Genomic DNA, 24,112 nt, shown 5'->3' with positions numbered 1-24,112 from the left:
AAACCCTTGTAGTCCAGATCCGGATCTGAGGTAGCAAGAAAACTTCTAGAAAAACAACTAATTAATTAGTCGCTTTGGTTGACCAACCAGAAATTGGATTTAGATTTGGTGCGGATGGCGGAGCCACAATGGTACTTACAAGTTCCTCCCAAGTTAATCCAGAAATGTCGCTAAAGATCATCTGGTTGGAACTAGAAGAGTTAATTACTTTTTTGACAATTAATGAACCGGTTACCCCACCATCATTACCACCACCATTAACCCCATAAACATAGTCCGGAGCCAAAATGAAAGCTTCAATATTATTTCCTCCAGAAGCCAATATTTGTGGCGGCGTGGAAGAATGGGCGGATTGTCCATAACCGAAAATATTCAAATCCGTTGGTTTATAGTCGGCGCAACTTCCGGAACAAGAATGGTTTAAATGGGTGTTCCCACTCACATTGATATCACCTTTAACATGCATTAAAACTAAAAATCTTTCGCCAGAAGTGGGGTTAATCGTTCGTACATTGATCGTATCGTTTCCACCCAAAGCTATTTTGTCAATGCAGTAAACATAGGCAGGCAGATTTGTGCCATCATTAAGAGTTATGGTCGTACTAGCGTCGGTACTTCTCGGCAAGGTCATACTCCCGGACATGGTGGCAAAGGTATTGGAAGCGGGACAAGTGGGATAGGGCGGGAGATTGGGTTGGGGCACATTACTATAAATGGCCTCATAGGTACCAATGGCAACTTCACTGTTAGGAAAATCAGCCGGGTCAACGGAAGCATCGCAATCATTAACGATAATGTCTGAATATACGTCTTGATTGCCCGAAACAATTTCGTCCCCGGTGGCCGTTTCCGTAACCCATAAACTTGAAACGGAAGCATCATTGGGAAGACGGGTGATAGGAATTTTTACCTCTATCCTAGACCGAGCTTCATTGGCGGCATTACGGTTAATGGCTCCTTCCACAACTAAGGTGCCTGTGCCGGGGCCAAGACCGATCGCCCCTCCGTTGGCGGTGTCTGGGGTGTATTGATAGCTGACTAAACGAAATTCACCCTGGGGTAAGGTTTTCCAAGCTCGATTGCTAGCCGTTGCCGTTATATCGGTGGTGGTGGTTGCTGGCGGCTGACAGGCCGCACCGGGAGTTGTAATTGTCCAACTTCCTAAGTTAGGGAGATTGTGCCAGCTAGGGGTACTACCAGTATCGGTACAAGTGTTACTGCCAGCGTCCCAATTTTGACAATCTGGCAGGGCAGAGATGAAACGATTGGCTGGGGTATTCATCAAGTTGATTATCTTGGTAATGCCCGCTTCGGCGGCATTTTGAGCTTGGTCGGTGGCCGCTTTGCTGGTGGAGTCATTTTGCTGAAACATTGACCTTTGCATCATCACAATGCCAATCACTGTTAGCACTAGGCCAACCATAATGGCCATCGGCAAGGCAAAACCACCGTTATCAGCAGAACGACGGCGGGAAAAAATGATTAAACGAAAAAATTTGCAAGGATTCATAGCGGTTGCCCAATCTAACTCAGGGAGCGACTTCAGCCCACAAAAAACACCACTGGGCCTACTGGGCTATTCCCATTATCATCTACATTGAAGGGATAGCAAGCTAATTTTTATGACGGCGATCGCCAAAAACAAAGAAAATTCAGCAATTACCGTGGGTAGCAAAAAATCCCCATCTAAAGTTCAGTAAATATAGCTAGAACAACCAAGCATTTTCGGCAAAGTACTATTCAGATAGAACGAGAAATGAGCTTGTTCTATCCGCCCGGGGCTGAGGCTGTATAATCTACGACGGGCTGTCAAACATTGTGATACCATGGGCAGAAGAAAGGAAAAACGTCCCTGATCGCCTTTTTGGGCACGGAGTAGGGCGTTACCCCGGCCCGTTCAACCACAAGTCCCTATAGATACAATCGCCAAGAAGTATGTCTAAAAAGTTTTTAACAATCCTCGCTGGCCTTCTGCTGGTGGTCTCCAGTTTCTTTTTATCCGTGAGCCCCGCTGCCGCTGCCAATGCAACAGTGAAAATGGGTTCTGACAGTGGTGCCCTAGTTTTTGAACCCAGCACCGTCACCATCAAAGCTGGAGAGGAAGTCAAATGGGTTAACAACAAACTCTCCCCTCATAACATTGTGTTTGCCGCCGATGGTGTGGATGCTGACACCGCTGCTAAGCTCTCCCACAAAGGCTTGGCCTTTGCCGCTGGTGAAAGCTTCACCTCCACCTTCACTGAGCCCGGCACCTACACCTACTACTGTGAACCCCACCGGGGTGCTGGCATGGTAGGCAAAGTTGTCGTTGAGTAATCAGCCAGCTCAATCTGTGTGTCGTTGATTTAAGCTTAATGCTACGGGGTCTGTCTCCAACTCCCTCAGCTTCTCGCAATGGCAAGGCAAATAATGTTTCTCTTGCTGAGTAGATGTTCAGGAGGACGGATCGAAAGTCTACAAAACAGATTCTTGACCAAGCCATCTACTTAGAAAAACTTCTGCGTTTTGGCGATCGCATCTTTTAAGCGAGATGCGATTTTTTTGTCCATTAGTTTGTATTTTAATACTCTTTTGTTGTTTGATTTCGTCCAAGCTTTTCTTGGTATGTGGGATCTTCCGTGCCCAAAATTTTATCCCAGAAAGTGAAATATAGTCATTTCAATTAACGATGAGAGAATTTAATGTAAAATTATGGAGTGTACAAAATGAACAGGTTTAAACAATGGCTTACAGTTTAGATTTAAGGCAAAGGGTAGTAGCTTATATAGAAGCTGGAGGAAAAATAACTGAGGCTTCCAAGATATATAAAATAGGAAAAGCCTCGATATACAGATGGTTAAATAGAGTAGATTTAAGCCCAACAAAAGTAGAGCGTCGCCATAGGAAATTAGACTGGGAAGCTCTAAAAAAAGACGTAGAAGAAAATCCCGATGCAAGATTGATAGACAGAGCCAAGAAATTTGGAGTGAGGCCGAGTGCCGTATATTACGCATTAAAGAAAATGAAAATAAACAGAAAAAAAAAGAACTACGTTATCGAGAAAGAAACCGGGAGGAACGAGTTAAGTACTATAGAATGTTAAGAGAACTAATTAAGCTCTATGGTAGTCAAGCTATAGTTTACATAGATGAATCTGGATTCGAAGCAATCCAGGCTTGTATTTATGCCTGGTCAAAAAAAGGAAAAAAAGTTTATGGAGATAGACAAGGAAAAAGGGGAGTCAGAGAAAATCTAGTAGCAGGGAGAAGAAAAGGAAAAAAAGATTTGATTGCGCCGATGGTTTTTACCGGGAGTTTGAATGCAGAAGGCTTTGAAGGATGGTTAAAATTATATTTGCTACCCTCCCTCGACATTCCATCAATATTAATAATGGATAATGCTCCTATTCATCGTAAAACTGCCATTAAAGAATTGGCTAAAGAAGCAGGTCATGAAGTTCTTTTTTTGCCGAAATATTCTCCTGATTTAAATGATATTGAGCATGACTTTAGTGCCTTGAAACGAGCTAGAATGTACGCTCCTATTGACACGTCTCTTGATGAAATTATCCGTTCTTACTGTGGCGTTTAGCGTCTCAGCTTTATTTGAAACTACTATACAACCCATAGTTGGCATTGTATTTGAGGTGATGTAGGGAATGATGGGCCGTGCCAATAAAGTATTTCCCTAACCAATGATGAGGAAATGCTAAAGGTAGGCGATCGATACCCAAATGATTAATCACCGACCAAATTGTCATGGTCATTAATATCGCTAATAAAGTAAAAAAATGGAGAGGAATAAGGGAAACAACAATAATTAAAAAAAATGATTGCACGATCGCCTCTGGCAGATCAAAGGCAAAGGAAGTGAGGGGGGTAGGATAACGGGAAAGATGATGTCCTTTATGGAACAAAGAAAACAATCTCGGATGATGGAAAAGGCGATGGGTGAAATAAAAATAGGTATCTTGTAAGAACAAAATTAAAACGTAACTTATTCCCAGATACCAAAGTCCGTGTTGGTATGGATCGACGTATAAACGATTCATTTTTCCGCCATAGCTCGACAAAATAAATGCCCCTGCCAGGGCAAAAATAATTGCTGAAATTATGGAAAGTTTTATATCTTTGCGAATTGATTGCGAAGAGGGAATATTAATGGGTAAATGGTTCTTAAGTAACGATTGACCCCAAGGGGAGTAAAAAAAAGCATAGGTTCCCCCCGCAATTAGAAAATATCTAAACAAAATAATAGCAAAAAATACAAGTATATAAATCCAAAATAAATGATCCATAAATTAGGCTAATAATGCCATAACAAGTCAATTAGTTAATATTTGTCTGAAATTCAGTTTAATTCTCTAAAAGTTGAACTAAAGACTAAAATATAGTTTTTAGCCCTGCTACCATTTTAGTGCGCCGCCATGACCCTTCGATCGCCAGTGGAATTCCAAGACCAATTTGATGTCATCGTGGTGGGGGCAGGCCATGCGGGTTGTGAGGCGGCCTTGGCCACGGCTCGGTTGGGCTGTCGCACCCTACTGTTAACCCTCAACTTAGACCGCATTGCTTGGCAACCCTGTAACCCTGCAGTGGGAGGGCCGGCTAAATCCCAGTTAACCCATGAAGTGGATGCACTGGGGGGGGAAATTGGCAAAATGGCCGACCGTACCTATCTGCAAAAGCGGGTGTTAAATATTTCCCGGGGGCCGGCGGTGTGGGCATTGCGGGCCCAAACGGATAAGCGGGAATATGCGGCGGTGATGAAAAATATCGTTGAAAATCAACCTAATCTATCCATTCGGGAAGGGATGGTGACGGATTTGGTGTTGGGGGACAATGATGAGATTCAAGGTGTGCAGACCTACTTTGGCGCTTGCTTTGGAGCCCAGTCGGTGGTGATTACGACAGGGACTTTCCTGGGGGGCAAAATTTGGATTGGTAATAAGTCCATGCCAGCGGGGCGGGCCGGCGAATTTGCGGCAGTAGGCCTAACGGAAACTTTGAATGAACTGGGCTTTGAAACTGGCAGGTTAAAAACGGGAACTCCGGCCAGGGTTGATCGGCGATCGGTAGATTATGACAAATTAGAGCCCCAACCCCCAGATGAACAGGTAAGTTGGTTTAGCTTTGACCCGGAAGTGTGGGTAGAGCGGGAGCAAATGAATTGTTATTTGACCAGAACAACAGCTAAGACCCACCAATTAATTAAAGATAATCTCCATTTATCTCCCATTTATGGCGGTTTTATTGACTCTAAGGGGCCCCGTTATTGTCCTTCCATCGAAGATAAAATTGTTCGTTTCGCTGACAAAGAAAGTCACCAAATTTTTATCGAGCCGGAAGGTCGAGACATTCCTGAATTGTATATTCAAGGTTTTTCCACGGGGCTACCGGAAAATGTGCAATTGGCCATGCTACAAACTCTACCGGGGTTGGAAAATTGTGTCATGTTGCGCCCCGCTTACGCAGTGGAATACGACTTTTTACCGGCTACCCAGTGTTATCCCAGTTTGATGACCAAAAAAGTGGCAGGACTATTTTGTGCTGGGCAAATTAACGGCACCACTGGCTATGAAGAAGCGGCGGCCCAGGGTCTGGTGGCGGGGATCAATGCGGCCCGTCATTGTCAAGGAAAATCATTGATCATCTTCTCCCGGGAGGGAAGTTATCTGGGTACATTAATTGATGATTTATGCACCAAAGATTTGCGGGAACCCTACCGGATGCTCACCAGCCGTTCCGAGTACCGCTTAATTTTACGTTCCGACAATGCCGATCAAAGGTTAACCCCTCTGGGAAGGGAAATTGGCTTAATTGACGATCGCCGTTGGGACCTATTCCAAACCAAACAAGCTAACATCACCGCCGAAAAAGAAAGACTGTACAGTACCCGCATCAAAGAGCAAGATGCAGTGGGTAAAGAAATTGTTGATTATACCCAACAGAAAATTAAAGGCTCCATTGTGCTGGCGGAGTTACTACGACGACCTGGATTTCATTATCCAGATTTAGAAAAATTTCAGTTGGGTAACGAGGAATTAAAACCGGAGGAAAAAACCAGCGTGGAAATCGAAATCAAATATTCCGGCTACATTAAGCGGCAACAAACCCAAATTGAACAGGTGAGCCGCCATAGCCAAAAACGTTTGCCCCCCGGCTTAAATTACATGGCCATTGAAACCCTATCCATGGAAGCAAGGGAAAAACTAACCCAGTTCCAACCCCTCACCATTGGTCAAGCCGGTCGCATTGGGGGCGTTAACCCCGCCGATATCAATGCCCTCCTGGTTTATCTAGAAACTCAACTCAGGCGATCGGTTTCCCCCTGAGCAATCTGGATGATCGGGGCAGGGTTTAGGGGCAATTTGATCACCATTGTGGTCCCTTTTCCTGGCATCGATATCACCTCGATTGTCCCTCCCTGAAATTCCACATAGCGTTTAACAATGCTCAATCCCAAACCAGTACCGGGAATATCCCCTACGTTGCTGGCACGATGGAAAGCTTCAAACAGTTTTTCCTGGTCCTGGAGGGGAATACCAATGCCTTCGTCCCGTACTTGGAAAAGTAAATGCTCTTCATCCTTACTAATATCTAGGGTGATAGTGCTACCCGGGGCCGAATATTTAATGGCATTACTTAAAATATTTTCCAAAATATGGCGGAGTAGTCTCACATCCACCAGGGAGTGTTCGTCCGGCTTGAGATGGTAGTTAAGCTCAAAATTATGTTCACTGCCCAGGCCACAGCTAAAATTCTCGATTAAATCGTTAGCTAAGTTCCTTAGGTTAATGTTACCTAGCTCAATTTCTATCTTATTGGCATCATAGCGACTAATGGAAAGCACATCATCAATTAGTTGTTTCAGCCGTTGGCTAGAATTTTGGATATTGTTAATATATTGTTGTTTTTTCTCTGTAGAAAGACGATCAAAATATTTGGACAATAACTCTCCAAAACCAATAATAGAAGTTAAAGGAGTACGAAATTCGTGGGACACAATATCAACAAACTGACTTTTAGCTTCATTTAGTTCCCGTTCTTTGACCAAAGATCTCAGGGTTTCGATTTCCGCTCGTTTAATGTCAGTAATGTCTTGGCCAAACACCACCACCCGAGCAGTGTCTGATAGATCATCAACTAAAGATTCTACTGTTTGCGCCCAAATTTGTGTGCCGTCTTTTTTCTCCATAGAAAAAATAGTCCACTCCCCCAGGTTAGGACGTGCCTGTTCTAGATTTTCTGCATATTCTTCCCGATGAATTTTTTGCCATAGCAGGGGATCTTCATACATTTCATCTGGAGTATAACCCGTCAAACTTTCAAAAGATGGATTAATATAATACCAATTACTAAAGTTTATTGTTCTCATGCCAAAGAAAATTGGCAGATTTTCCACAATACAACGGAGAGTAGCTTCGTTATTTTGAATAATTTGTAGCTGTCGTTTTTGATCTGTTATGTCTTGAATCACCGCAAGGATATTGGTCTGATTATTTGAAGTGATCAAGGCAGTGGAAATTTCAACGGTACGCAAAGCTCCATCCCGACGGATAATTTGCCACTCTTCCTTGACCATATCTACCCCTAAGGCCACTGCCTTCATTCTCACCCTTACTGCCTCTTGAGGCTGTCCATGGGAATAAAGAGTTTCATACCAACCGCATTGATTGATTTCTTCTTGACTATAGCCAGTGATATTTTTCATCATCGGATTCCACACAGTAAATTGCAGGAAGGGAAACTGCTCAACTTCATAACAAACAAATAATCCTTCCACCATTTTTTCCAATAATTGCCGACGAAAATAATTTTCCCGTTGCAGTTGGGCTTGAATGGTCTTTTGGAGGGTTATATCGTGGACTATGCACTGAACAATTGAGTGATTTTCATAGGTAATTACACTGGCGGAAATGTCAACGGAAATTAATTCTCCAGATTTTTTTACGAGTCTGACATCGGTTAATTGGGAAATTTGTTCCCTTTTAAGAGTGCGCCAAAAGTGTCTTTGTTGAGCATAAAACTCTGGGGTCAATAGCCTAAGGTCAAGCAAAGAATGCCCAATTAATTCTTCTTGATCATAACCACTCAACTCCACAGCCCGATAATTGACTTCTAGGACAATGAAGTCAATGGTAATTAAAATAATTGCATCACCGGCATCTCGGACTAAAGCTCTATATTTTGCCTCCTGGGTGGTAAGGGTAATACTCACCTGTTCTTTCTCGATAATTTCCTGCAATAATTGGCTATTGCTACTTTCCAGCTCACTGGTTCTCTCTTCAATAAGAACTTCTAGGTTTTCATTAATAGTTTTTAGTTGAATTTCTGCTAACTTGCGTTCAGTAATATCAGAAAAAGTTACTATTATTTCCTGAATGGTGTCTTCATTATAGAATTCAGGGTAAGCATTAATATACGCCCAGAGTAATTGGTCAGTGTCGGGACGATAAATACCCATTTCAAAATTTTTTAAGGAAGATTGGTTGGCTAAAACCTGGGCCACAGGAAATTCCTCTTTTTCTAATTTTTCTCCTTCTTTATCAAAAAACATCCAATATTCATCATCAATATCCCTGCCTTCTAAATCTGTTAAACCGAGGAAAGATTCTGCTTTAGGATTAGCATAAACAATTTCGGCATTGGCATTGTGTACTATTACTCCATTGTCAAGATTTTCTAAAAGACGATAGTATTTATTCTGATTTTCCCGCAATTGGTTCTCCATGCGTTTGCGGTCGCTAATATCCCGTAAAGAGACTAGCTTTGCGGTTTGTCCATACCATGTAATTTCGGTTACACTAACATCCACCGTGTAAATAGTGCCGTCGTCTACTAGTAAGCTAAATTCCGTATCTTCCAATGGACTGCCAATGGTTCCCACTAATTCTTCCAAAGTACAGTTAAGAAGTTTCACTGCCTGGGCATTGGCATAACAAATGTAATTATCTTCATCTAAAACCAATAGCCCGTCCTTGATGCTGGCAAAAATGTCTCGGAAATTGGCTTCACTGTTTCTAATGGCTTGTTCCTTTCGAGCCCATTCTGAAATATCCCGACAACTATAAAGATAAATACCTCCATTAATAGCGACTTTCTTAAGATTGATGAGTAAATAATGAATTTTACCTTGTTTATCTTGAACATCATGCCGTAAATTTTTTAATTCCCCCTTTTCTTTTAACTCATATTCGTTAAATCTAAAATCACCCAGGAGCGTTTCTACGGTTCCCATGGCGTTTACTTCCGCCAAGGAATAGCCGAAGATATTATCAATATTTGAACAAATAAAAGTAAATTTTCCGGATAAATCAGTGACAAAGACAGTATCGGAAATATTGGCTAAAATTATTTCACTGAGTTGTTCTGAATGATTATTTTTTACATCAAAATGAACAGATTTAACTGAACTTTCTAGGTAATTATTATAGTATTGCAGAGTTTGTTTCTGCTGGAAAAGCTGCAAATAAAGTTTAGCTTTCACCTGAAGAAAATTTTGGTTAGGCGGTTGTGCCAGAAAGTCAACCAACCCCAAAATATTTATTTCTGCCATTGCTTTGGTGATAATTTCTTGCCGAGCTAGAAAAATAATTGGAGTTTGTTCAGCCAGGGGAAAAGAACGAAGAATTTTAGCGGTGTTTAGCCCGTCCAATTCAGACATTTCCTGGGCCAAAATCATCAAGGCAAATTCTGTGGTGGCGGCGGTGGCGATCGCCTCTTGGCCGGAGTTAGCGGTGATTATTTCCACTGGCAGGGAATCCAGGGCCCGTGACAGAGCAACAAGATTTTCCCGCTGATCATCCACTAACAGGACTTTGGGGCTAGGAATGATAGGCATGGGTTCCAAGGTCAAACATTGATCAAGACAAGGAAAATTCCATTCTTCAGGAGATGGGGCCTTCTCCTTGGGCGGTAGACTGTCCCCTGCTTTAAAATGTTAGTCTCTAACTATTTTTGAATTTTCAAAGTTCCCTATGACCACTTTAACGCCCATCCATGTTATCGGTGGAGGCTTAGCGGGTACGGAGGCCGCCTGGCAAATTGCCCAAGCAGGAGTTCCAGTTATTTTGACGGAAATGCGCCCCGAACGTCTGAGTCCAGCCCACCACAGTGAGGATTTGGCGGAGTTGGTCTGTAGCAATTCCTTTGGGGCCAAAGCTGGCGATCGGGCAGCGGGACTTTTGCAAACAGAATTACGGCAGTTGAGTTCTCTCATTATTACCACAGCGGATCGCCATGCAGTGCCAGCTGGGGGTGCTTTGGCGGTGGACCGGGGAATTTTTAGCCGGTCTTTGACAGAGCAAGTGGCCAGCCATCCCCTGGTGGAATTACGGCGGGGGGAAGTAACGGAAATTCCCAGGGAAGGTATTACGGTGCTGACTACGGGACCCCTCACTAGCCCAGCGCTAACGGAGGATTTGCAACAATTCACCGGCATGGAATACCTAAGCTTTTTCGATGCGGCCAGTCCCATTGTGGTGGGGGATTCCATCAATAAAGAAGTAGCTTTTTTTGCTTCCCGTTATGACAAAGGGGAGGCGGCCTATCTCAACTGCCCCTTTAACCGAGAGCAATATTTCAATTTTTGGCAGGCATTGTGTGAGGCCGAACAAGCTCCCCTGAAGGACTTTGACCGAGAAACAGCTAAGTTTTTTGAGGGATGTTTACCCATAGAAGAGTTGGCCCAGCGGGGGGAAGACACCATGCGTTACGGCCCCCTAAAGCCCGTTGGTCTATTTGATGCCCGTTTGGGGGATTTTCGAGATCCTGCTAACAAGGAGAAAAAGCCCTATGCAGTGGTGCAATTGCGCCAGGAAGATAAGGCAGGACAATTGTGGAATATGGTGGGTTTTCAGACCAATTTACGCTGGGGAGAACAGGGACGGGTTTTCCGCTTGATTCCCGGTTTGGAAAACGCTGAGTTTGTTCGCATGGGGGTAATGCACCGCAATACTTTTATTAATTCCCCCCAACTTCTGACCGCTAGTCTCCATTTCGGCGATCGCCAGACTTTATTTGCGGCGGGGCAGTTAGTGGGAACGGAGGGTTATGCCGCTGCCACAGCCGGGGGATGGTTAGCGGGCACCAATGCGGCCCGGTTGGCGTTGGGTTTACCTTTGCTCACATTGCCGGCCACCACCATGATGGGAGCTTTATTTAACTTCATCAGTTCCGCTTCCCCCAAACATTTCCAGCCCATGCCGCCCAATTTTGGAATTTTACCGGAATTGCCCCAGCGGATTCGTAATAAGCAAGAACGTTACGGTCAATATCGGGATCGAGCTTTGGCTGATTTAACAACCTGGCAAACTAGCATCAAAAGTCTAGCAACCTGTCGAGTTTAGGGATGGCAACTACCAAAAAAGTCAGCTTAGAATCGATACAAAGTCAAAATTAAGGAGCAATCCCATGACAGACACCGCCCTACTAGAAAAGATCAATGCTCTCCCCGATGCCATGAAAATTGAAGTAGAACACTTTGTCGAATTTCTGCTGACTAAGCAACCACCAGTCAGTCCAGTAACCAATGATGGACAAAAAAAATATCGTCAAGCAGGTGTTCTAAAGGGGAAAATTTGGATGGCAGATGACTTTGATGCTCCTTTGGAAGAAATGCAGGAGTATATGTAAATGCTACTGGACACCCACACGCTTTTGTGGTTTTTAGATAATGATATAAAACTACCATCACATCTCAAGAGTTTGATTGAAGCCAAGCCAAAAGTTTATGTCAGCATTGTATCTCTCTGGGAGATTGCCATTAAACTCAACATCAACAAACTAAGGCTTAATTACGCTTTTACTGATCTAGAGAATTTACTTGCTGATCTCAATATTTCGGTTTTGAACATCACATGGCAACATTTGGAAGCTTGTCGCAATTTGCCCTTGCATCATCGAGATCCTTTTGACCGTATGATTATTGCCCAGGCTCAGCAACATAATTTTTCCGTCATTAGCAAAGACGAAAATTTCAAAAAATACAACGTTAATTTAATCTGGGAATGAGAACAATAACCTGTTTGTATGAGTCATTTTCATTCCTTGAACCTTATTGCTTAGAACGTGTTTAGCAGTTTTGTTCAGCCCCCTAAATCTCTTCACTAAAGCTCCGGCAATACTGGGGGACTTTCACTCAGTTTCCCCCCAAATTGGAGGCCAGGAGGACATTTAAAACAGGCTCTTAAATGCCTTTAACAATTGCCCCGAAGTCTCCGAGGATCAGAGCATAGTTGCGGATTAAACCGAGTAAATTAAGGCGATTTTGCCGTAATTCATCGTTTTCTGCCATCACCAATACGCTATCCGGCCCGTCGAAAAATTCCGCCACGGTGGGGGCAAGCTCGTGTAGTGCATTTACCAAGGTTTCATAGTCACGGCTTTCTTGTACTTCTACCGCTTTGGGATAAATGGCCAGCAATGCTTGGTAAACTGCTTTTTCTGAATCCTGGACTAGTTGGGGCGCTTGAATCACTGGACGGGGGTCTAATTGGTCCGTTGGCAAAGTGCCTTTACTAGCTAGCTTGGCAGAACGGTTCACAGTGGGATAAATTGCGTCTAAATGACCGTTATCTCGCAATTCTTGCAGATATTGAGCCCTTTCTTTGACATCCTGTAAATCTGCTAACAGGCGATCATGTAATCTACTTTGAGCCTCGTCGCAGTTTGTCTCCCCATTGCCCAATACGGCGTTGACTAGATCATAATCAATGCCCTGTTCGTCCTGAAGTAGGGTTTGTAATCTTTGCAGAAAAAACGTCTTTAACGCTTGCAGGGGAGAGGTTTTATCGGGGTGGGAAGTAACAAAATCCCGGCAGCCCTGGGTCAACAATTCCAGCAAATTAATTTCTAAACTCGCTGCCCAGGCTACATTAATCACCGCATTGGCGGCCCGCCGCAGGGCAAAGGGATCGGAAGATCCGGTAGGTAATAAACCCAACCCAAAAATACTCACCAGAGTATCCAGGCGATCGGCCATGCCCACCACTTGACCCGGTAAGCCTTGGGGTAAATCATCATCCTGGTGCCGGGGGAGGTAATGCTCCACAATGCCCTGGGCCACCGCTGCCGATTCACCACTAACGAGGGCATATTTTTCCCCCATAATGCCCTGTAGTTCGGGAAATTCATACACCATTTGGGTGACCAAATCCGCTTTACACAGCATGGCGGTACTATCGATTTCTCCCCGTTGTTGCTCTGTTACTCCCAACTGGTCGGCGATCGCCGCGGCCATTTCCATAATGCGGTCCACCTTGTCTCGCATGGTGCCCAACTCTTCTTGGAAGGTAACCGTTTCTAGTTGGGGCAGGTAACTATCGAGGCTATCGTCACAGTCGGCTTGATAGAAAAATTTGGCATCGGCTAAGCGGGCCCGAATGACCCGGCCATTTCCGGCGGCAATAATGTCTCCTTTGCTGGGATCACCGTTGGCAATGGTGATGAAATGGGGCAATAGCCTTCCATCTTTGTCCACCACGGGAAAATAGCGTTGATGGGTAACCATAACCGTGGTAGTCACTTCCCTGGGTAAGCTGAGGAATTCCTGATCAAACTTGCCCAATACCGCTGTGGGATATTCCACCAACTGTTCCACCTCATCAAGCAAATCCTCATAGATAATTGCTTCGCCTTCTAGGGTGGCCGCTTGGGTGGTGATTTGTTGTTCAATCATGGCCCGCCGTTCTTGGGGATCTACTACAACCCCGGCCGTTTTTAACTGGGCCAAATAATTCTGACCATGCTCTAAGCTGACGTCTGCTGGGTGCAAAATGCGGTGCCCCCGGGAAAGGCGATCGCCTACTAGGGTAGTGGAGCCATTGTCAATTTGTAGGGGTAAAACTTGGTCATCCAACAGACAAACTAACCAACGAATGGGGCGGGGAAAACGCCAATCCCCATCTCCCCAACGCATAAACCTTCGACCGTCCAAAGCCTTGAGCCAGCTTAGGGCCAGCTTGGGCAACAAATCCCGGCTAGCTTGGCCCTGTAATTGCTTATTGACAAAAATAAAGTCCCCTTTGGGGGTGGAGCGGATCTCAAAATCCTCCGGGTTGACCCCCTGTTTTTTGGCAAAGCCCAAGGCGGCCGGGGTGGGTTGCCCGTCTTTGAAAGCGGCACTGGCCGGAGGACCCTTAATTTCCTCCAGGCGATCGGGCTGGCATTCTGGTAAGCCTTTGATCAACACCGCCAAGCGCCGGGGCGTGCCGTAAATTTCCACCGACTCCGGTTGTAAAAACTCCGCCGCCAAACCTGGGGGAATTAACCCTTGCCACTGGGTGATCGCACTGCGAACAAAATCGGCGGGTAATTCTTCAGTTCCAATTTCAAATAGAAAGGTTTGCAGGGGCATAGGGCAAGGGAGCAATGGGTCGGTTAGGGAAGGCAAAAGCCACCACCAATAAACATATCAGGCAAGTTGAGATGGGGCATAGAGATTTTTGATGATGACACGAAATCAGTCAATTTACGGGCAGATGCTTACGCCATCATTTCTCGATTAGGTTTTAATGGTCAGTGTTGACCGATTCCTGCTTACTGATAACTGTTCACTGAACCCTAGACCCAACAACATAACCGCTATCAAGATTTTTATGAAGGCTCTCATTCTCTCCGGTGGCAAAGGAACTCGCTTGCGTCCCCTCACCTACACCGGGGCTAAGCAGTTGGTGCCTGTGGCTAACAAACCAATCCTCTGGTATGGCATTGAGGCGATCGCCAAAGCTGGCATTACCGACATTGGCATTATTATTAGCCCAGAAACGGGAGAGGAAATTAAAACTATCACCGGCAACGGAGAAAAGTTCGGTATCCAGATTACCTATATTTTGCAATCCGAACCATTGGGGTTGGCCCATGCAGTGAAAACGGCGGCAGACTTTCTCCAAGATTCCCCTTTTGTGATGTATTTAGGCGATAACCTAATTCAAGACCACCTAGAGCAATTCCTCGCCCATTTTCAGGCTAAATCCCTCGATTCCTTGATTCTACTGCGGCGAGTGTCCAATCCCAGCGCCTTTGGGGTGGCCACCGTTAATGACCAAGGCAAAGTTTTAGCCCTAGTGGAAAAACCAGAGCATCCCCCTTCCAACTTGGCCCTAGTGGGACTTTACTTTTTTGCCCCGACCATTCACCAGGCGATCGCCAACATTGAGCCCTCTGCCCGGGGAGAACTAGAAATCACCGATGCAATTCAATATCTGATCAGCCATGATTATCGGGTGGAATCCCTACAACTAAAAGGATGGTGGCTCGACACCGGTAAGAAAGACGACCTGCTGGCCGCCAATCAGATTATCCTCGATACCCTAGTGGAAAAAAACATCCAAGGCACCGTAGACGATCAAAGCAAAATCTCCGGTCGGGTAACCATTGGCCCCCACAGTCAAATTATCAACAGCGTCATCCGTGGCCCCGTGGCGATCGGCCCCAACTGTCATCTGGAAAACTGCTTCATCGGTCCCTATAGCAGTATTGCCGAGGGAGTTAAAATCAGGGATGCAGATCTTGAACATAGTGTCGTGCTCCAAGGAGCTAGCATTGTGGCCATCCAACAAAGAATTGTCGATAGTGTCATCGGCAAAAACGCCAAAATTTTTCCCGCTCCCCGCCGTCCCCAGGCTTTGCGCTTCCTGATTGGTAATGATTCCCAAGTGGAACTAATTGGACCCTCTTCCTATCCCCAGGACTAACCTCCCCCCCAGCAACTTAGACTAGTTTTGCTAGAATGGTGCCAACTCAAATCGCAGCAGATCTGGCCATGTAGATTACTAAATCAACTGGATAGGTGTTCCCTATGGTTAGACCGCTATGATCCTCCGGGATTTGCATTAATTTAGAGTCTGTATTATAAAGACAACCGGGGGTTAATTTCTTAACCTTTCTTTACTTTGATTCTCTGGTCTTCATCGACCTTTTAACCGTCCATCCACAGGAGTCCAACGCCCCTATGCCCGAGCTTGCTGTCCGCACCGAATTTGACTATTCCAGCGAAATTTACAAAGACGCCTATAGCCGCATCAACGCCATTGTCATTGAAGGCGAACAGGAAGCCTACAGCAACTACCTCCAGATGGCGGAACTCTTGCCGGAAGACAAAGAAGAGTTGACCCGCTTGGCCAAAATGGAAAACCGCCATAAAAAAGGTTTCCAAGCCTGTGGCAACAACCTCCAAGTGAACCCTGATATGCCCTATGCCCAGGAATTTTTCGCCGGTCTCCATGGCAATTTCCAGCACGCTTTTAGCGAAGGGAAAGTTGTTACCTGTTTATTGATCCAGGCTTTGATTATCGAAGCTTTTGCGATCGCCGCCTATAACATATATATCCCTGTGGCGGACGACTTTGCTCGGAAAATCACTGAGGGCGTAGTCAAGGACGAATACACCCACCTCAACTACGGGGAAGAATGGCTAAAGGCCAACTTTGCCACCGCTAAGGAAGAACTGGAGCAGGCCAACAAAGAAAACCTACCCTTAGTGTGGAAAATGCTCAACCAAGTGCAGGGGGACGCCAAGGTATTGGGCATGGAAAAAGAAGCCCTAGTGGAAGATTTTATGATCAGCTACGGCGAAGCCCTCAGTAACATCGGCTTCAGCACCAGGGAAATTATGCGTATGTCTTCCTACGGTTTGGCCGGAGTCTAGTCCCGGCTAGAAATATCTTCAACTATTTCATGAGCCCACAAATCCCAAGCTTCTTAGGATCTGTGGGTTTTTCCCTATTCTGGAGTGCTTTTAGGAAGCTGGCCCATGCCAACGGGAAGTTCGTCAAATTGTGCCATACTGTGTAAAGCTTTATGGCGATCGGAGTCGTTAACTGAGCGGAAAGCGATACCTTCCCCTATTTATTCTGACTATTATCAATGTTTGGTCTTATTGGTCATCTCACGAGTTTAGAACACGCCCAAGCGGTTGCTGAAGATTTAGGCTATCCTGAGTACGCCAACCAAGGCCTGGATTTTTGGTGTTCGGCTCCTCCCCAAGTGGTTGATAATTTTCAGGTGAAAAGTGTGACGGGGCAGGTGATTGAAGGCAAATATGTGGAGTCTTGCTTTTTGCCGGAAATGTTAACCCAACGGCGGATCAAAGCGGCCATTCGTAAAATCCTCAATGCTATGGCCCTGGCCCAAAAGGTGGGCTTGGATATTACGGCCCTGGGAGGCTTTTCTTCAATCGTATTTGAAGAATTTAACCTCAAGCAAAATAATCAAGTCCGCAATGTGGAACTAGATTTTCAGCGGTTCACCACTGGTAATACCCACACCGCTTATGTGATCTGCCGTCAGGTCGAGTCTGGAGCTAAACAGTTGGGTATTGATCTAAGTCAGGCAACGGTAGCGGTTTGTGGCGCCACGGGAGATATTGGTAGCGCCGTATGTCGTTGGTTAGATAGCAAACATCAAGTTAAGGAATTATTGCTAATTGCCCGTAACCGCCAAAGATTGGAAAATCTCCAAGAGGAATTGGGTCGGGGCAAAATTATGGATTTGGAAACAGCCCTGCCCCAGGCAGATATTATTGTTTGGGTGGCTAGTATGCCCAAGGGGGTAGAAATTGCGGGGGAAATGCTGAAAAAGCCCTGTTTGATTGTGGATGGGGGCTATCCCAAGAATTTAGACACCAGGGTGAAAGCGGATGGGGTGCATATTCTCAAGGGGGGGATTGTAGAACATTCCCTTGATATTACCTGGGAAATTATGAAGATTGTGGAGATGGATATTCCCTCCCGGCAAATGTTCGCCTGTTTTGCGGAGGCCATTTTGCTAGAGTTTGAGGGCTGGCGCACTAATTTTTCCTGGGGCCGCAACCAAATTTCCGTTAATAAAATGGAGGCGATTGGTGAAGCTTCTGTCAAGCATGGCTTTTGCCCTTTAGTAGCTCTTTAGGCCGACAGGATAGGGCGTGTGTGGAGCTGGTGAACAAGGTCTGAAACAGTGGCCAGTAGTCAATATTTCCCCGTGCTTTCCATAGAAGATATCTGCTTAATCTAAAATATTCCTGCCTTCCTAGAGACTTTATAAATGGGTGAATTCAGAGGATTCGTGCCTAAAACTGCTGGGCTAGCTCAAAGAGGGACTGTCTTAGGTAAACTTTTGAATCAAAGACTAATTTGACAACCAATTATCAAAGCTCAATGCTGCTGGTCAAAGAGTCTGGCTCAATTGAGATAAACAATGGCCCATGAGAAAATAAACCACCAATGTGGCGGCCGCCGCTGCTGCTACGAGAGTTCCGGCCAGCATCAAAGAAAATTCCTGCTCTTCGATCGCCTGTTGCATAAGGTGGAGGGACCAGGCCACCAAAGCCACATCAAAAATGAGAATGGGCACCAACATATGTAACAAAATGTAAACCTTTCCGTTACATTCTAATCTATTGGCCAGCCTTGGCAATCAAAAATCCGGTAATTTAACCTTTTCTACGGTTTTGAAGCAGTGCCCAGGCAGATTTTGCCTGTGATTCTCGGGCATCCATTCACTTTTGTCGATGCTGGAAAATTTCTAGCCCAGCCAGTGTCCCCCAGTCTACTCAAAGGCGATCGAACAGCAAACACATTGTCCATGTGAACATTGGTCAGTCTCCCTCCTCCTGTCGGATCAGCCGCTCCTGAACTTTTCTTAGGGTGCAAACTTGATTGGCCGGTAGGCGGGGCAATGGTAACTCCAAATTCGGCCAGGATTCCACCTCAACACAAGGACAAAGAGAATTGGGAATTTGACTGTGGGACAGGGGCACCGGCAACGCACAGCGGGCACAACTGATAATTTCCCAATCACCGCTAAGTAGGCTTTGGAGGGTTTGTTCCGTCCCTTCTAGATAACAATCTTCCCGACTAGTGAGGATGCGTTGCCAACAATCTTCGAAGGCTCGGGAGAATCGTTGGCCAGCAAAAATCGGACTGGGTAAAACGACCTCATTACTTTTGGGAAAGATTACTGCCCGGCCAAGCTGAAACCAGTGACCTAGATAATTTTTAACTTCAATGGCGTCTGCCATGGTGAATAATACTCCTGAAAAATCCAGAAGTTTCCTCCTGCTGTGCGGCTGGCCTCCATGTTAACGATTCCTGAGTGGGGACTGATATTTGTTTACAACAACTTAATGATTACTTCAGTTTTGCTCATCAATCCCTTGGTGGCGGTAGGGGTTCTCCCCATCGGCGCAAATCCACTGCATAACCGCCGGTCACGAGGTAAACTTGACCACAAAGTCCCCCCAGTTGACGAGTGAGGGCGCCCAAACGGTCCCGAAAAATGCGTCCTAAGGCATAGACTGGAATCACCCCCCACCCCGTTTCTTCGGCCACAAAGATAATAGTTATGGGAGTATTTTGCCCCTGTGTCGCAAAAGTGATCAATTCCCTTTGTTTAGTTTGCCATTGCTCTGGAGATAGCTCTAGGGTATTGGCTACCCACCCTCCCAGGGAGTCCACTAAGGCACAACTTCCCGCCGGTAGGGTTTCTAGAGTGTCAGTCAAATTCTGGTCTACGCATAACGTTTGCCAATGGGACGGACGGCGATCGCGATGTTGTTGAATGCGATTTTGCCAGTCTACGTCCGCGGCATTTTCCTTGCCAGTGGCAATGTAGATAACGGATGGATGGTTTTGCGCTGCAAGATGTTCGGCCCATTCACTTTTACCTGAACGACTGGGGCCGGTGACGAGGATAGGAAAAGCCATGGAGTTGCAACGGTGGGGCGATCACAATTCTAGGGGACAGTTTAAAAACGTTTCAAGAAATTGCTCTGCCACTATAGGCTAGGATCTTTGAGTCCCGATTATCATCGACAGTTAATGTCCCCCCGCCAATTAAATTTTCTCAGTGCCTTTAGTCTCAGTGTGGCGATCGCCGTTGTTTATCATCAAGCTTGGGGGATTGCAGTGGCCCAGCCCATCCTTCCCAGCGAGGCAGTGGAGACGGGGGTAATATCTAATGGCATATCCATTAATCTGTTCCAAGCCTTTGTGTTGGGCTTTATTCAGGGGGCAACGGAATTTCTACCCATTAGTAGTACAGCCCATTTAAAAGCAGTGCCCATGGCTTTAGGTTGGGGCGATCCAGGGGTGGCGTTCACCGCCGTTATTCAATTGGGTAGCATTGGAGCCGTATTTTGGTACTTCTGGGAAGATTTAACCGGCATTGCTAAGGGCATTATCAAAGCTGTGCAAACTCGCCAATACGATTCCCTCGAATTTAAATTAGGTCTGGGTATTGGTTTGGGCACCATTCCCATTGTTTTCTTTGGACTATTAATGAAACTGTTAGTGCAAGACTTGGACAATTCCTTCTTCCGCAGTTTGAGCACCATTGCGATCGCCTCCATTGTCATGGCCCTATTGCTAGCCCTGGCAGAAAAATTGGGCACCCATCGCCGTCCCTTTGAAAAATTACGCTGGCAGGATGGGTTAATTATGGGCACCGCCCAAGCCCTAGCCCTGATTCCCGGAGTATCCCGTTCCGGCTCGACCTTAACTGCTGGTTTATTTATCAATCTAGAGCGGGCCGCCGCTGCCCGTTTTTCTTTTCTGCTGGGCATCCCGGCCATTACTATCGCTGGTCTAGTGGAATTAAAGGGTCTACTGGACAAAAATCTCAGTAACGATGCAATCCTCCCCCTCATTGTTGGCACCATTTCCTCTGCTGTTTTTTCCTATCTGGCGATCGCCTGGCTGATCAAATTTTTGCAAAAACGTAGCACCTGGATTTTTGTTTGGTACCGTCTAATTTTTGGAGTGGTAATTCTAACTGCTTTAGGAATGGGATTTGGCACATAAATATCGACTAGCCTGGGGCAAATTGTAATGTAGTAATGTTCGGTCTTGGGGCTCCAGTTCATAAACCGGCAAATCCTCAACAGAACAATTCAATGCGGCCATAACCTGTTCTCCCAAAACCTTAGCCAGCAAAGGTACGACGGAGTTACCAATTTCCCGAAAGCCGTGCCAGATGGTGTTGTGGAACTGAAACCAATCCGGATAGGTATGGAGTCTGGCCGCTTCTCTCACAGTTATACATCTAGGTAAGGCGTAGTGTATTGGCCTAGGGGCGGTATAAGCACCCTTATCACTAGCAGTGCCGGCCCTCAGGGTATTACATAAACCAGTTTTTGATAGCCGCAGAAAGCGACTGGTTCTTTCCACCGTTCCAGGGACAGTATCCGCAAATCTTTTCATTGATTTTTCAGTATGTTGAGAACCAATATGGCCATAAACTAAATTATTAACTTGGCGCTTATGGCAGAGGGAAAATGCTCCATTTGCATGGATGGCATAACTTTTTCTCAGGGCTGAATAATCCAATAATTCTGATGGAATACCTTGGTCTTCTCCTACTGCATAGGGTGTATGGTCAACTAGATCATCAATGGCTTCTCCACAGGTAAATGGCGGTTTATAAGCTATGTTAGAAACTGATTTTTCAGAACAATTACTTTGTTTTAATTCAGCAACGTCAAAATAGAGTGGAAGGGGATAGGTGACAGGCTTGACATCTTTTCTGGAGCCGAGAATAATCAACCTTTTTCGTTTTTGGGGAGCACCATAGAGGGACGCATCTAGCACTAAAATTGGTTTTTCGATGTGGTAACCAATGGTTTCAAATTCCCTAACTAATTCCTCTAAAAATTTTTTATGTTGCCCCGATCGCATACCGGGAACATTTTCAAATAAAAAATATTTGGGTTTGAGATCCCGAATCATTCGCACATATTCAAACACCAAGGAGTTACGAGGATCATCCAACTGCCTTTTACCCATGAGGGAAAAGCCTTGACAGGGAGGGCCTCCAGCAATCAGGTCTATATCGCTTGAATAACCTTTATTATTTAACTTTCTTAGAATTTCGCCCGCACTTACCAGAGCAATATCCCGACAGATAGTAACACCATAGGGAAAATTATGATGATGGACCAAACAATGCACTGCATCAAATTCCACCGCGGCGGCAATATCAAATCCAGCGGCTTCTAAACCCAAGGACATGCCACCACAGCCCGCAAACAAGTCGATGGCAATGGGTCTGGCCATGGTTTTTCTGGTTTTCTTCTAGCGCTTAAATTTGACTTCGTTGCTTAAAAATTGGGGAATTTATTTATGTCTTCCCCATTGTTCTGATCATTCCCACTCGATAGTGCCAGGGGGCTTGGACGTGATGTCATAAACTACCCGGTTAACCCCCTTAACTTCGTTGACAATGCGGTTGGAAATGGCTTCGAGAATATCGTAGGGAACCCGGGCCCAATCGGCGGTCATACCGTCTTCACTGGTGATAAAGCGTAGAACAACGGGGTGAGCATAGGTGCGTTTGTCCCCCATTACCCCCACGCTGCGGATGGGTAACAGTACAGCAAAAGCTTGCCAATAGTCATGGTAAATACCCCGTTTGGAAATTTCGTCCCGCACAATGAAGTCCGCATCCCGCAAAATATTAAGCCGCTCTGAGGTAACTTCGCCAATGATACGAATGGCTAGGCCAGGGCCAGGGAAAGGATGACGACGGACAATTTCTTCTGGTAAACCAATGGAGCGACCTAATTTTCTTACTTCGTCTTTGAATAGTTTGCGGAGGGGTTCCACCAGTTTAAAGCGGAGATTTTTGGGTAAACCTCCGACGTTGTGGTGACTTTTAATTTTTACCGCCACCCGTTCGCCGGTTTTCGGGTCCACGTTACTATCAGCCGATTCGATTACGTCGGGATAAAGGGTTCCCTGGGCCAAGTAATCAAAGGGCCCAAGACGGTTGGACTCTTCTTCAAATACCTGGATAAATTCGTGCCCAATCAGCCGACGTTTTTCCTCTGGGTCCGTTACTCCTTCCAGTTGCTTGAGGAAACGGTCGCGGGCGTTGACGTATTGGACCGGGATATGAAACTGGTGATCAAATAGTTCCACTAACCTTTCCGGCTCCCCTTTACGCATGAAACCTTGGTCAATGAACATACAGGTGAGGTTATCCCCGATCGCCCGATGGAGCAGAAAAGCCAAAGTGGATGAGTCTACCCCACCGGAAAGGGCTAATAAAACTCGGCGATCACCTACTTGGGAACGGACTTCCCGAATGGATTCTTCAATGAAAGCGGCGGTGGTCCAAGTGGGTTCACAGTGGCAAATGTGATAGACAAAGTTGCGGATGAGGGCAATGCCCCCCACAGAATGCACCACTTCCGGGTGAAACTGTACCCCAAACAAAGCCTTTTGATGATCGGCGATCGCTGCACAGGGAGTATTGTCCGTGTGGGCGAGGATTTCAAAGCCCGTCGGCAGATCCACACAGGAATCCCCATGGCTCATCCACATGGTACTGTCGTTTTCTACATTGGTGAGCAAATCAGTGGGGTCGTCGATGTGCAGACTCGCTTTGCCATATTCCCCCCGCTTGGCCCGCTCCACCCGGCCGCCCAACTGTTTAACCATCAGTTGCATGCCATAGCAGACTCCCAACACAGGAACGCCTAACTGAAAAATTTCTGGGTCACACTCGGGAGCCCCCTGGTCGTAAACGGAATTGGGGCCACCGGAAAGGATAATGCCTTTGGGCTTAATTTCCCGCAACTGTTGCGCCGTGGTGCGGTAGGACAAAACTTCGGAATAAACTTCAGTTTCCCGGATGCGTCGGGCAATTAGTTCCGAATACTGGGAGCCAAAGTCTAAAATAACGATGATCTGCCCCTTGAGGCGATCGGATATGCGGTCCGGCAGAGCCTGGTCGCTTACAACGGGGGGAACGGGGATTTGGGTAGTCACGGCGATCGGCAGTCAGGAATTTATACTGGAGGTGAGGGCGAATCCCCAGGCACACCTCAGAGAGACTAGATTCGTGGTGTCGTTTCTGGGTCTAACTGACGGCAAGGCCATGGTCGTCAACAATCCCCGTATTCTACCCCAATACCTGAAGCCCAGAATAACCCACGGCAAATCTGCGCTAAGATGGGGGCGGAAAATTGCAGAAATCCTTCTCAAGAATTCCCTGGAGAGGTGGCAGAGCGGTTGAATGCGGCAGACTCGAAATCTGTTTTGGGGCAACTCAACGGGGGTTCGAATCCCCCCCTCTCCGTATCAGAATTAAACTGGAAAAGCTAACCGTTGATTCCATAGCTTAGTTAGGATTGGCCAGGACTGTTTCTCCAG

Annotated in this window: 20 protein-coding genes and 1 tRNA gene; 12 read left to right on the top strand and 9 right to left on the bottom strand. The window is 45.9% G+C overall.

Going from position 1 to position 24,112, the window contains the following annotated elements:
- Nucleotides 1–61: 61 nt before the first annotated feature.
- Nucleotides 62–1,510, bottom strand: coding sequence for a hypothetical protein (locus tag SYNPCCP_RS11790; RefSeq protein ID WP_010873454.1), 1,449 nt, complete (start codon nucleotides 1,508–1,510; stop codon nucleotides 62–64).
- Between the two features lie 425 nt (nucleotides 1,511–1,935).
- Between SYNPCCP_RS11790 and petE the strand changes: the two genes are divergently transcribed.
- From petE to SYNPCCP_RS16980, 3 genes are all read left to right on the top strand, one after another.
- On the top strand, nucleotides 1,936–2,316 hold the full coding sequence (gene petE, locus SYNPCCP_RS11785; protein WP_010873453.1) for a plastocyanin: 381 nt from the start codon (nucleotides 1,936–1,938) through the stop codon (nucleotides 2,314–2,316).
- A 406-nt stretch (nucleotides 2,317–2,722) separates the two neighbouring features.
- Nucleotides 2,723–3,082, top strand: coding sequence for an IS630 transposase-related protein (locus SYNPCCP_RS17690; protein WP_010871315.1), 360 nt, complete (start codon nucleotides 2,723–2,725; stop codon nucleotides 3,080–3,082).
- Nucleotides 2,983–3,570 (top strand): transposase, encoded by a 588-nt coding sequence (locus tag SYNPCCP_RS16980; RefSeq protein WP_308417040.1) that lies wholly within the window; start codon nucleotides 2,983–2,985, stop codon nucleotides 3,568–3,570. Before SYNPCCP_RS17690 ends, SYNPCCP_RS16980 begins: the two co-directional genes overlap by 100 nt.
- Nucleotides 3,571–3,580: 10 nt before the next feature.
- Here SYNPCCP_RS16980 and SYNPCCP_RS11770 read toward each other — a convergent pair whose 3' ends face one another.
- Complete coding sequence (locus SYNPCCP_RS11770) at nucleotides 3,581–4,228, bottom strand: sterol desaturase family protein (protein ID WP_228670061.1); 648 nt, start codon at nucleotides 4,226–4,228, stop codon at nucleotides 3,581–3,583.
- A 177-nt stretch (nucleotides 4,229–4,405) separates the two neighbouring features.
- Between SYNPCCP_RS11770 and mnmG the strand changes: the two genes are divergently transcribed.
- On the top strand, nucleotides 4,406–6,313 hold the full coding sequence (gene mnmG, locus SYNPCCP_RS11765; RefSeq protein WP_010873451.1) for a tRNA uridine-5-carboxymethylaminomethyl(34) synthesis enzyme MnmG: 1,908 nt from the start codon (nucleotides 4,406–4,408) through the stop codon (nucleotides 6,311–6,313).
- Here the strand turns inward: mnmG and SYNPCCP_RS11760 are convergent.
- Nucleotides 6,286–9,822 (bottom strand): PAS domain S-box protein, encoded by a 3,537-nt coding sequence (locus tag SYNPCCP_RS11760; RefSeq protein WP_014407177.1) that lies wholly within the window; start codon nucleotides 9,820–9,822, stop codon nucleotides 6,286–6,288. The genes mnmG and SYNPCCP_RS11760 overlap by 28 nt on opposite strands.
- Nucleotides 9,823–9,958: 136 nt before the next feature.
- Between SYNPCCP_RS11760 and trmFO the strand changes: the two genes are divergently transcribed.
- The 3 genes from trmFO (at nucleotide 9,959) to SYNPCCP_RS11745 (ending at nucleotide 11,993) form a co-directional block, all read left to right on the top strand.
- Nucleotides 9,959–11,329: an FADH(2)-oxidizing methylenetetrahydrofolate--tRNA-(uracil(54)-C(5))-methyltransferase TrmFO gene (gene trmFO / locus SYNPCCP_RS11755; RefSeq protein WP_010873449.1), complete on the top strand. Its 1,371-nt coding sequence runs from the start codon at nucleotides 9,959–9,961 to the stop codon at nucleotides 11,327–11,329.
- A gap of 64 nt (nucleotides 11,330–11,393) precedes the next feature.
- Complete coding sequence (locus SYNPCCP_RS11750) at nucleotides 11,394–11,615, top strand: DUF2281 domain-containing protein (RefSeq protein WP_010873448.1); 222 nt, start codon at nucleotides 11,394–11,396, stop codon at nucleotides 11,613–11,615.
- Nucleotides 11,616–11,993, top strand: coding sequence for a type II toxin-antitoxin system VapC family toxin (locus tag SYNPCCP_RS11745; protein ID WP_010873447.1), 378 nt, complete (start codon nucleotides 11,616–11,618; stop codon nucleotides 11,991–11,993).
- Nucleotides 11,994–12,168: 175 nt separating this feature from the next.
- On the opposite strand, the gene glyS is transcribed toward SYNPCCP_RS11745, so the two are convergent.
- On the bottom strand, nucleotides 12,169–14,337 hold the full coding sequence (glyS, locus tag SYNPCCP_RS11740; protein ID WP_010873446.1) for a glycine--tRNA ligase subunit beta: 2,169 nt from the start codon (nucleotides 14,335–14,337) through the stop codon (nucleotides 12,169–12,171).
- Between the two features lie 241 nt (nucleotides 14,338–14,578).
- Between glyS and SYNPCCP_RS11735 the strand changes: the two genes are divergently transcribed.
- The 3 genes from SYNPCCP_RS11735 (at nucleotide 14,579) to SYNPCCP_RS11725 (ending at nucleotide 17,870) form a co-directional block, all read left to right on the top strand.
- A complete protein-coding gene (locus tag SYNPCCP_RS11735) occupies nucleotides 14,579–15,676 on the top strand; it encodes a glucose-1-phosphate thymidylyltransferase (protein ID WP_014407137.1) in 1,098 nt (365 codons plus the stop codon).
- Nucleotides 15,677–15,933: 257 nt separating this feature from the next.
- Nucleotides 15,934–16,629 carry an aldehyde oxygenase (deformylating) gene (locus tag SYNPCCP_RS11730; RefSeq protein WP_010873444.1) on the top strand — a complete coding sequence of 232 codons (696 nt, stop codon included), beginning with the start codon at nucleotides 15,934–15,936 and terminating at the stop codon, nucleotides 16,627–16,629.
- 218 nt (nucleotides 16,630–16,847) lie between these two features.
- Nucleotides 16,848–17,870 carry a long-chain acyl-[acyl-carrier-protein] reductase gene (locus SYNPCCP_RS11725; protein ID WP_010873443.1) on the top strand — a complete coding sequence of 341 codons (1,023 nt, stop codon included), beginning with the start codon at nucleotides 16,848–16,850 and terminating at the stop codon, nucleotides 17,868–17,870.
- Between the two features lie 258 nt (nucleotides 17,871–18,128).
- On the opposite strand, the gene SYNPCCP_RS11720 is transcribed toward SYNPCCP_RS11725, so the two are convergent.
- The 3 genes from SYNPCCP_RS11720 to cobU all read right to left on the bottom strand — a co-directional run bounded on the left by SYNPCCP_RS11720 (nucleotide 18,129) and on the right by cobU (nucleotide 19,666).
- Nucleotides 18,129–18,320 (bottom strand): hypothetical protein, encoded by a 192-nt coding sequence (locus SYNPCCP_RS11720; RefSeq protein WP_010873442.1) that lies wholly within the window; start codon nucleotides 18,318–18,320, stop codon nucleotides 18,129–18,131.
- Nucleotides 18,321–18,558: 238 nt separating this feature from the next.
- Complete coding sequence (locus tag SYNPCCP_RS11715) at nucleotides 18,559–18,981, bottom strand: hypothetical protein (RefSeq protein ID WP_010873441.1); 423 nt, start codon at nucleotides 18,979–18,981, stop codon at nucleotides 18,559–18,561.
- A 127-nt stretch (nucleotides 18,982–19,108) separates the two neighbouring features.
- Nucleotides 19,109–19,666 (bottom strand): bifunctional adenosylcobinamide kinase/adenosylcobinamide-phosphate guanylyltransferase, encoded by a 558-nt coding sequence (gene cobU, locus SYNPCCP_RS11710; protein ID WP_010873440.1) that lies wholly within the window; start codon nucleotides 19,664–19,666, stop codon nucleotides 19,109–19,111.
- 114 nt (nucleotides 19,667–19,780) lie between these two features.
- Here cobU and SYNPCCP_RS11705 point away from each other — a divergent pair, with 114 nt between their 5' ends.
- On the top strand, nucleotides 19,781–20,761 hold the full coding sequence (locus tag SYNPCCP_RS11705) for an undecaprenyl-diphosphate phosphatase (RefSeq protein ID WP_010873439.1): 981 nt from the start codon (nucleotides 19,781–19,783) through the stop codon (nucleotides 20,759–20,761).
- On the opposite strand, the gene SYNPCCP_RS11700 is transcribed toward SYNPCCP_RS11705, so the two are convergent.
- Entirely contained in the window at nucleotides 20,738–22,012 is a 1,275-nt protein-coding gene (locus tag SYNPCCP_RS11700) for a DNA cytosine methyltransferase (protein WP_010873438.1), read from the bottom strand. The genes SYNPCCP_RS11705 and SYNPCCP_RS11700 overlap by 24 nt on opposite strands.
- 87 nt (nucleotides 22,013–22,099) lie before the next feature.
- A complete protein-coding gene (guaA, locus tag SYNPCCP_RS11695) occupies nucleotides 22,100–23,728 on the bottom strand; it encodes a glutamine-hydrolyzing GMP synthase (protein WP_010873437.1) in 1,629 nt (542 codons plus the stop codon).
- A gap of 225 nt (nucleotides 23,729–23,953) precedes the next feature.
- On the opposite strand from guaA, the gene SYNPCCP_RS11690 reads away from it, so the two are divergent.
- A tRNA-Ser gene (locus tag SYNPCCP_RS11690) sits at nucleotides 23,954–24,038 on the top strand.
- The last annotated feature ends 74 nt before the right edge of the window (nucleotides 24,039–24,112 follow it).

The sequence above is a fragment of the Synechocystis sp. PCC 6803 substr. PCC-P genome (genome assembly GCF_000284455.1).
Lineage (GTDB): Bacteria > Cyanobacteriota > Cyanobacteriia > Cyanobacteriales > Microcystaceae > Synechocystis.
This window is presented reverse-complemented; position numbering and strand designations above follow the sequence as displayed.

What these genes read in the sequence shown, in the direction of transcription:
- petE (WP_010873453.1), top strand. Translation starts at nt 1,936, where the DNA reads ATGTCTAAAAAGTTTTTAACAATCCTCGCTGGCCTTCTGCTGGTGGTC.
- SYNPCCP_RS17690 (WP_010871315.1), top strand. Translation starts at nt 2,723, where the DNA reads ATGGCTTACAGTTTAGATTTAAGGCAAAGGGTAGTAGCTTATATAGAA.
- SYNPCCP_RS11745 (WP_010873447.1), top strand. Translation starts at nt 11,616, where the DNA reads ATGCTACTGGACACCCACACGCTTTTGTGGTTTTTAGATAATGATATA.
- SYNPCCP_RS11760 (WP_014407177.1), bottom strand. Translation starts at nt 9,822, where the DNA reads ATGCCTATCATTCCTAGCCCCAAAGTCCTGTTAGTGGATGATCAGCGG.
- SYNPCCP_RS11725 (WP_010873443.1), top strand. Translation starts at nt 16,848, where the DNA reads ATGTTTGGTCTTATTGGTCATCTCACGAGTTTAGAACACGCCCAAGCG.
- SYNPCCP_RS11790 (WP_010873454.1), bottom strand. Translation starts at nt 1,510, where the DNA reads ATGAATCCTTGCAAATTTTTTCGTTTAATCATTTTTTCCCGCCGTCGT.
- glyS (WP_010873446.1), bottom strand. Translation starts at nt 14,337, where the DNA reads ATGCCCCTGCAAACCTTTCTATTTGAAATTGGAACTGAAGAATTACCC.
- SYNPCCP_RS11700 (WP_010873438.1), bottom strand. Translation starts at nt 22,012, where the DNA reads ATGGCCAGACCCATTGCCATCGACTTGTTTGCGGGCTGTGGTGGCATG.
- SYNPCCP_RS11715 (WP_010873441.1), bottom strand. Translation starts at nt 18,981, where the DNA reads ATGGCAGACGCCATTGAAGTTAAAAATTATCTAGGTCACTGGTTTCAG.
- cobU (WP_010873440.1), bottom strand. Translation starts at nt 19,666, where the DNA reads ATGGCTTTTCCTATCCTCGTCACCGGCCCCAGTCGTTCAGGTAAAAGT.
- mnmG (WP_010873451.1), top strand. Translation starts at nt 4,406, where the DNA reads ATGACCCTTCGATCGCCAGTGGAATTCCAAGACCAATTTGATGTCATC.
- trmFO (WP_010873449.1), top strand. Translation starts at nt 9,959, where the DNA reads ATGACCACTTTAACGCCCATCCATGTTATCGGTGGAGGCTTAGCGGGT.
- SYNPCCP_RS11730 (WP_010873444.1), top strand. Translation starts at nt 15,934, where the DNA reads ATGCCCGAGCTTGCTGTCCGCACCGAATTTGACTATTCCAGCGAAATT.
- SYNPCCP_RS11705 (WP_010873439.1), top strand. Translation starts at nt 19,781, where the DNA reads ATGTCCCCCCGCCAATTAAATTTTCTCAGTGCCTTTAGTCTCAGTGTG.
- SYNPCCP_RS11750 (WP_010873448.1), top strand. Translation starts at nt 11,394, where the DNA reads ATGACAGACACCGCCCTACTAGAAAAGATCAATGCTCTCCCCGATGCC.
- SYNPCCP_RS11735 (WP_014407137.1), top strand. Translation starts at nt 14,579, where the DNA reads ATGAAGGCTCTCATTCTCTCCGGTGGCAAAGGAACTCGCTTGCGTCCC.
- SYNPCCP_RS11720 (WP_010873442.1), bottom strand. Translation starts at nt 18,320, where the DNA reads ATGTTGGTGCCCATTCTCATTTTTGATGTGGCTTTGGTGGCCTGGTCC.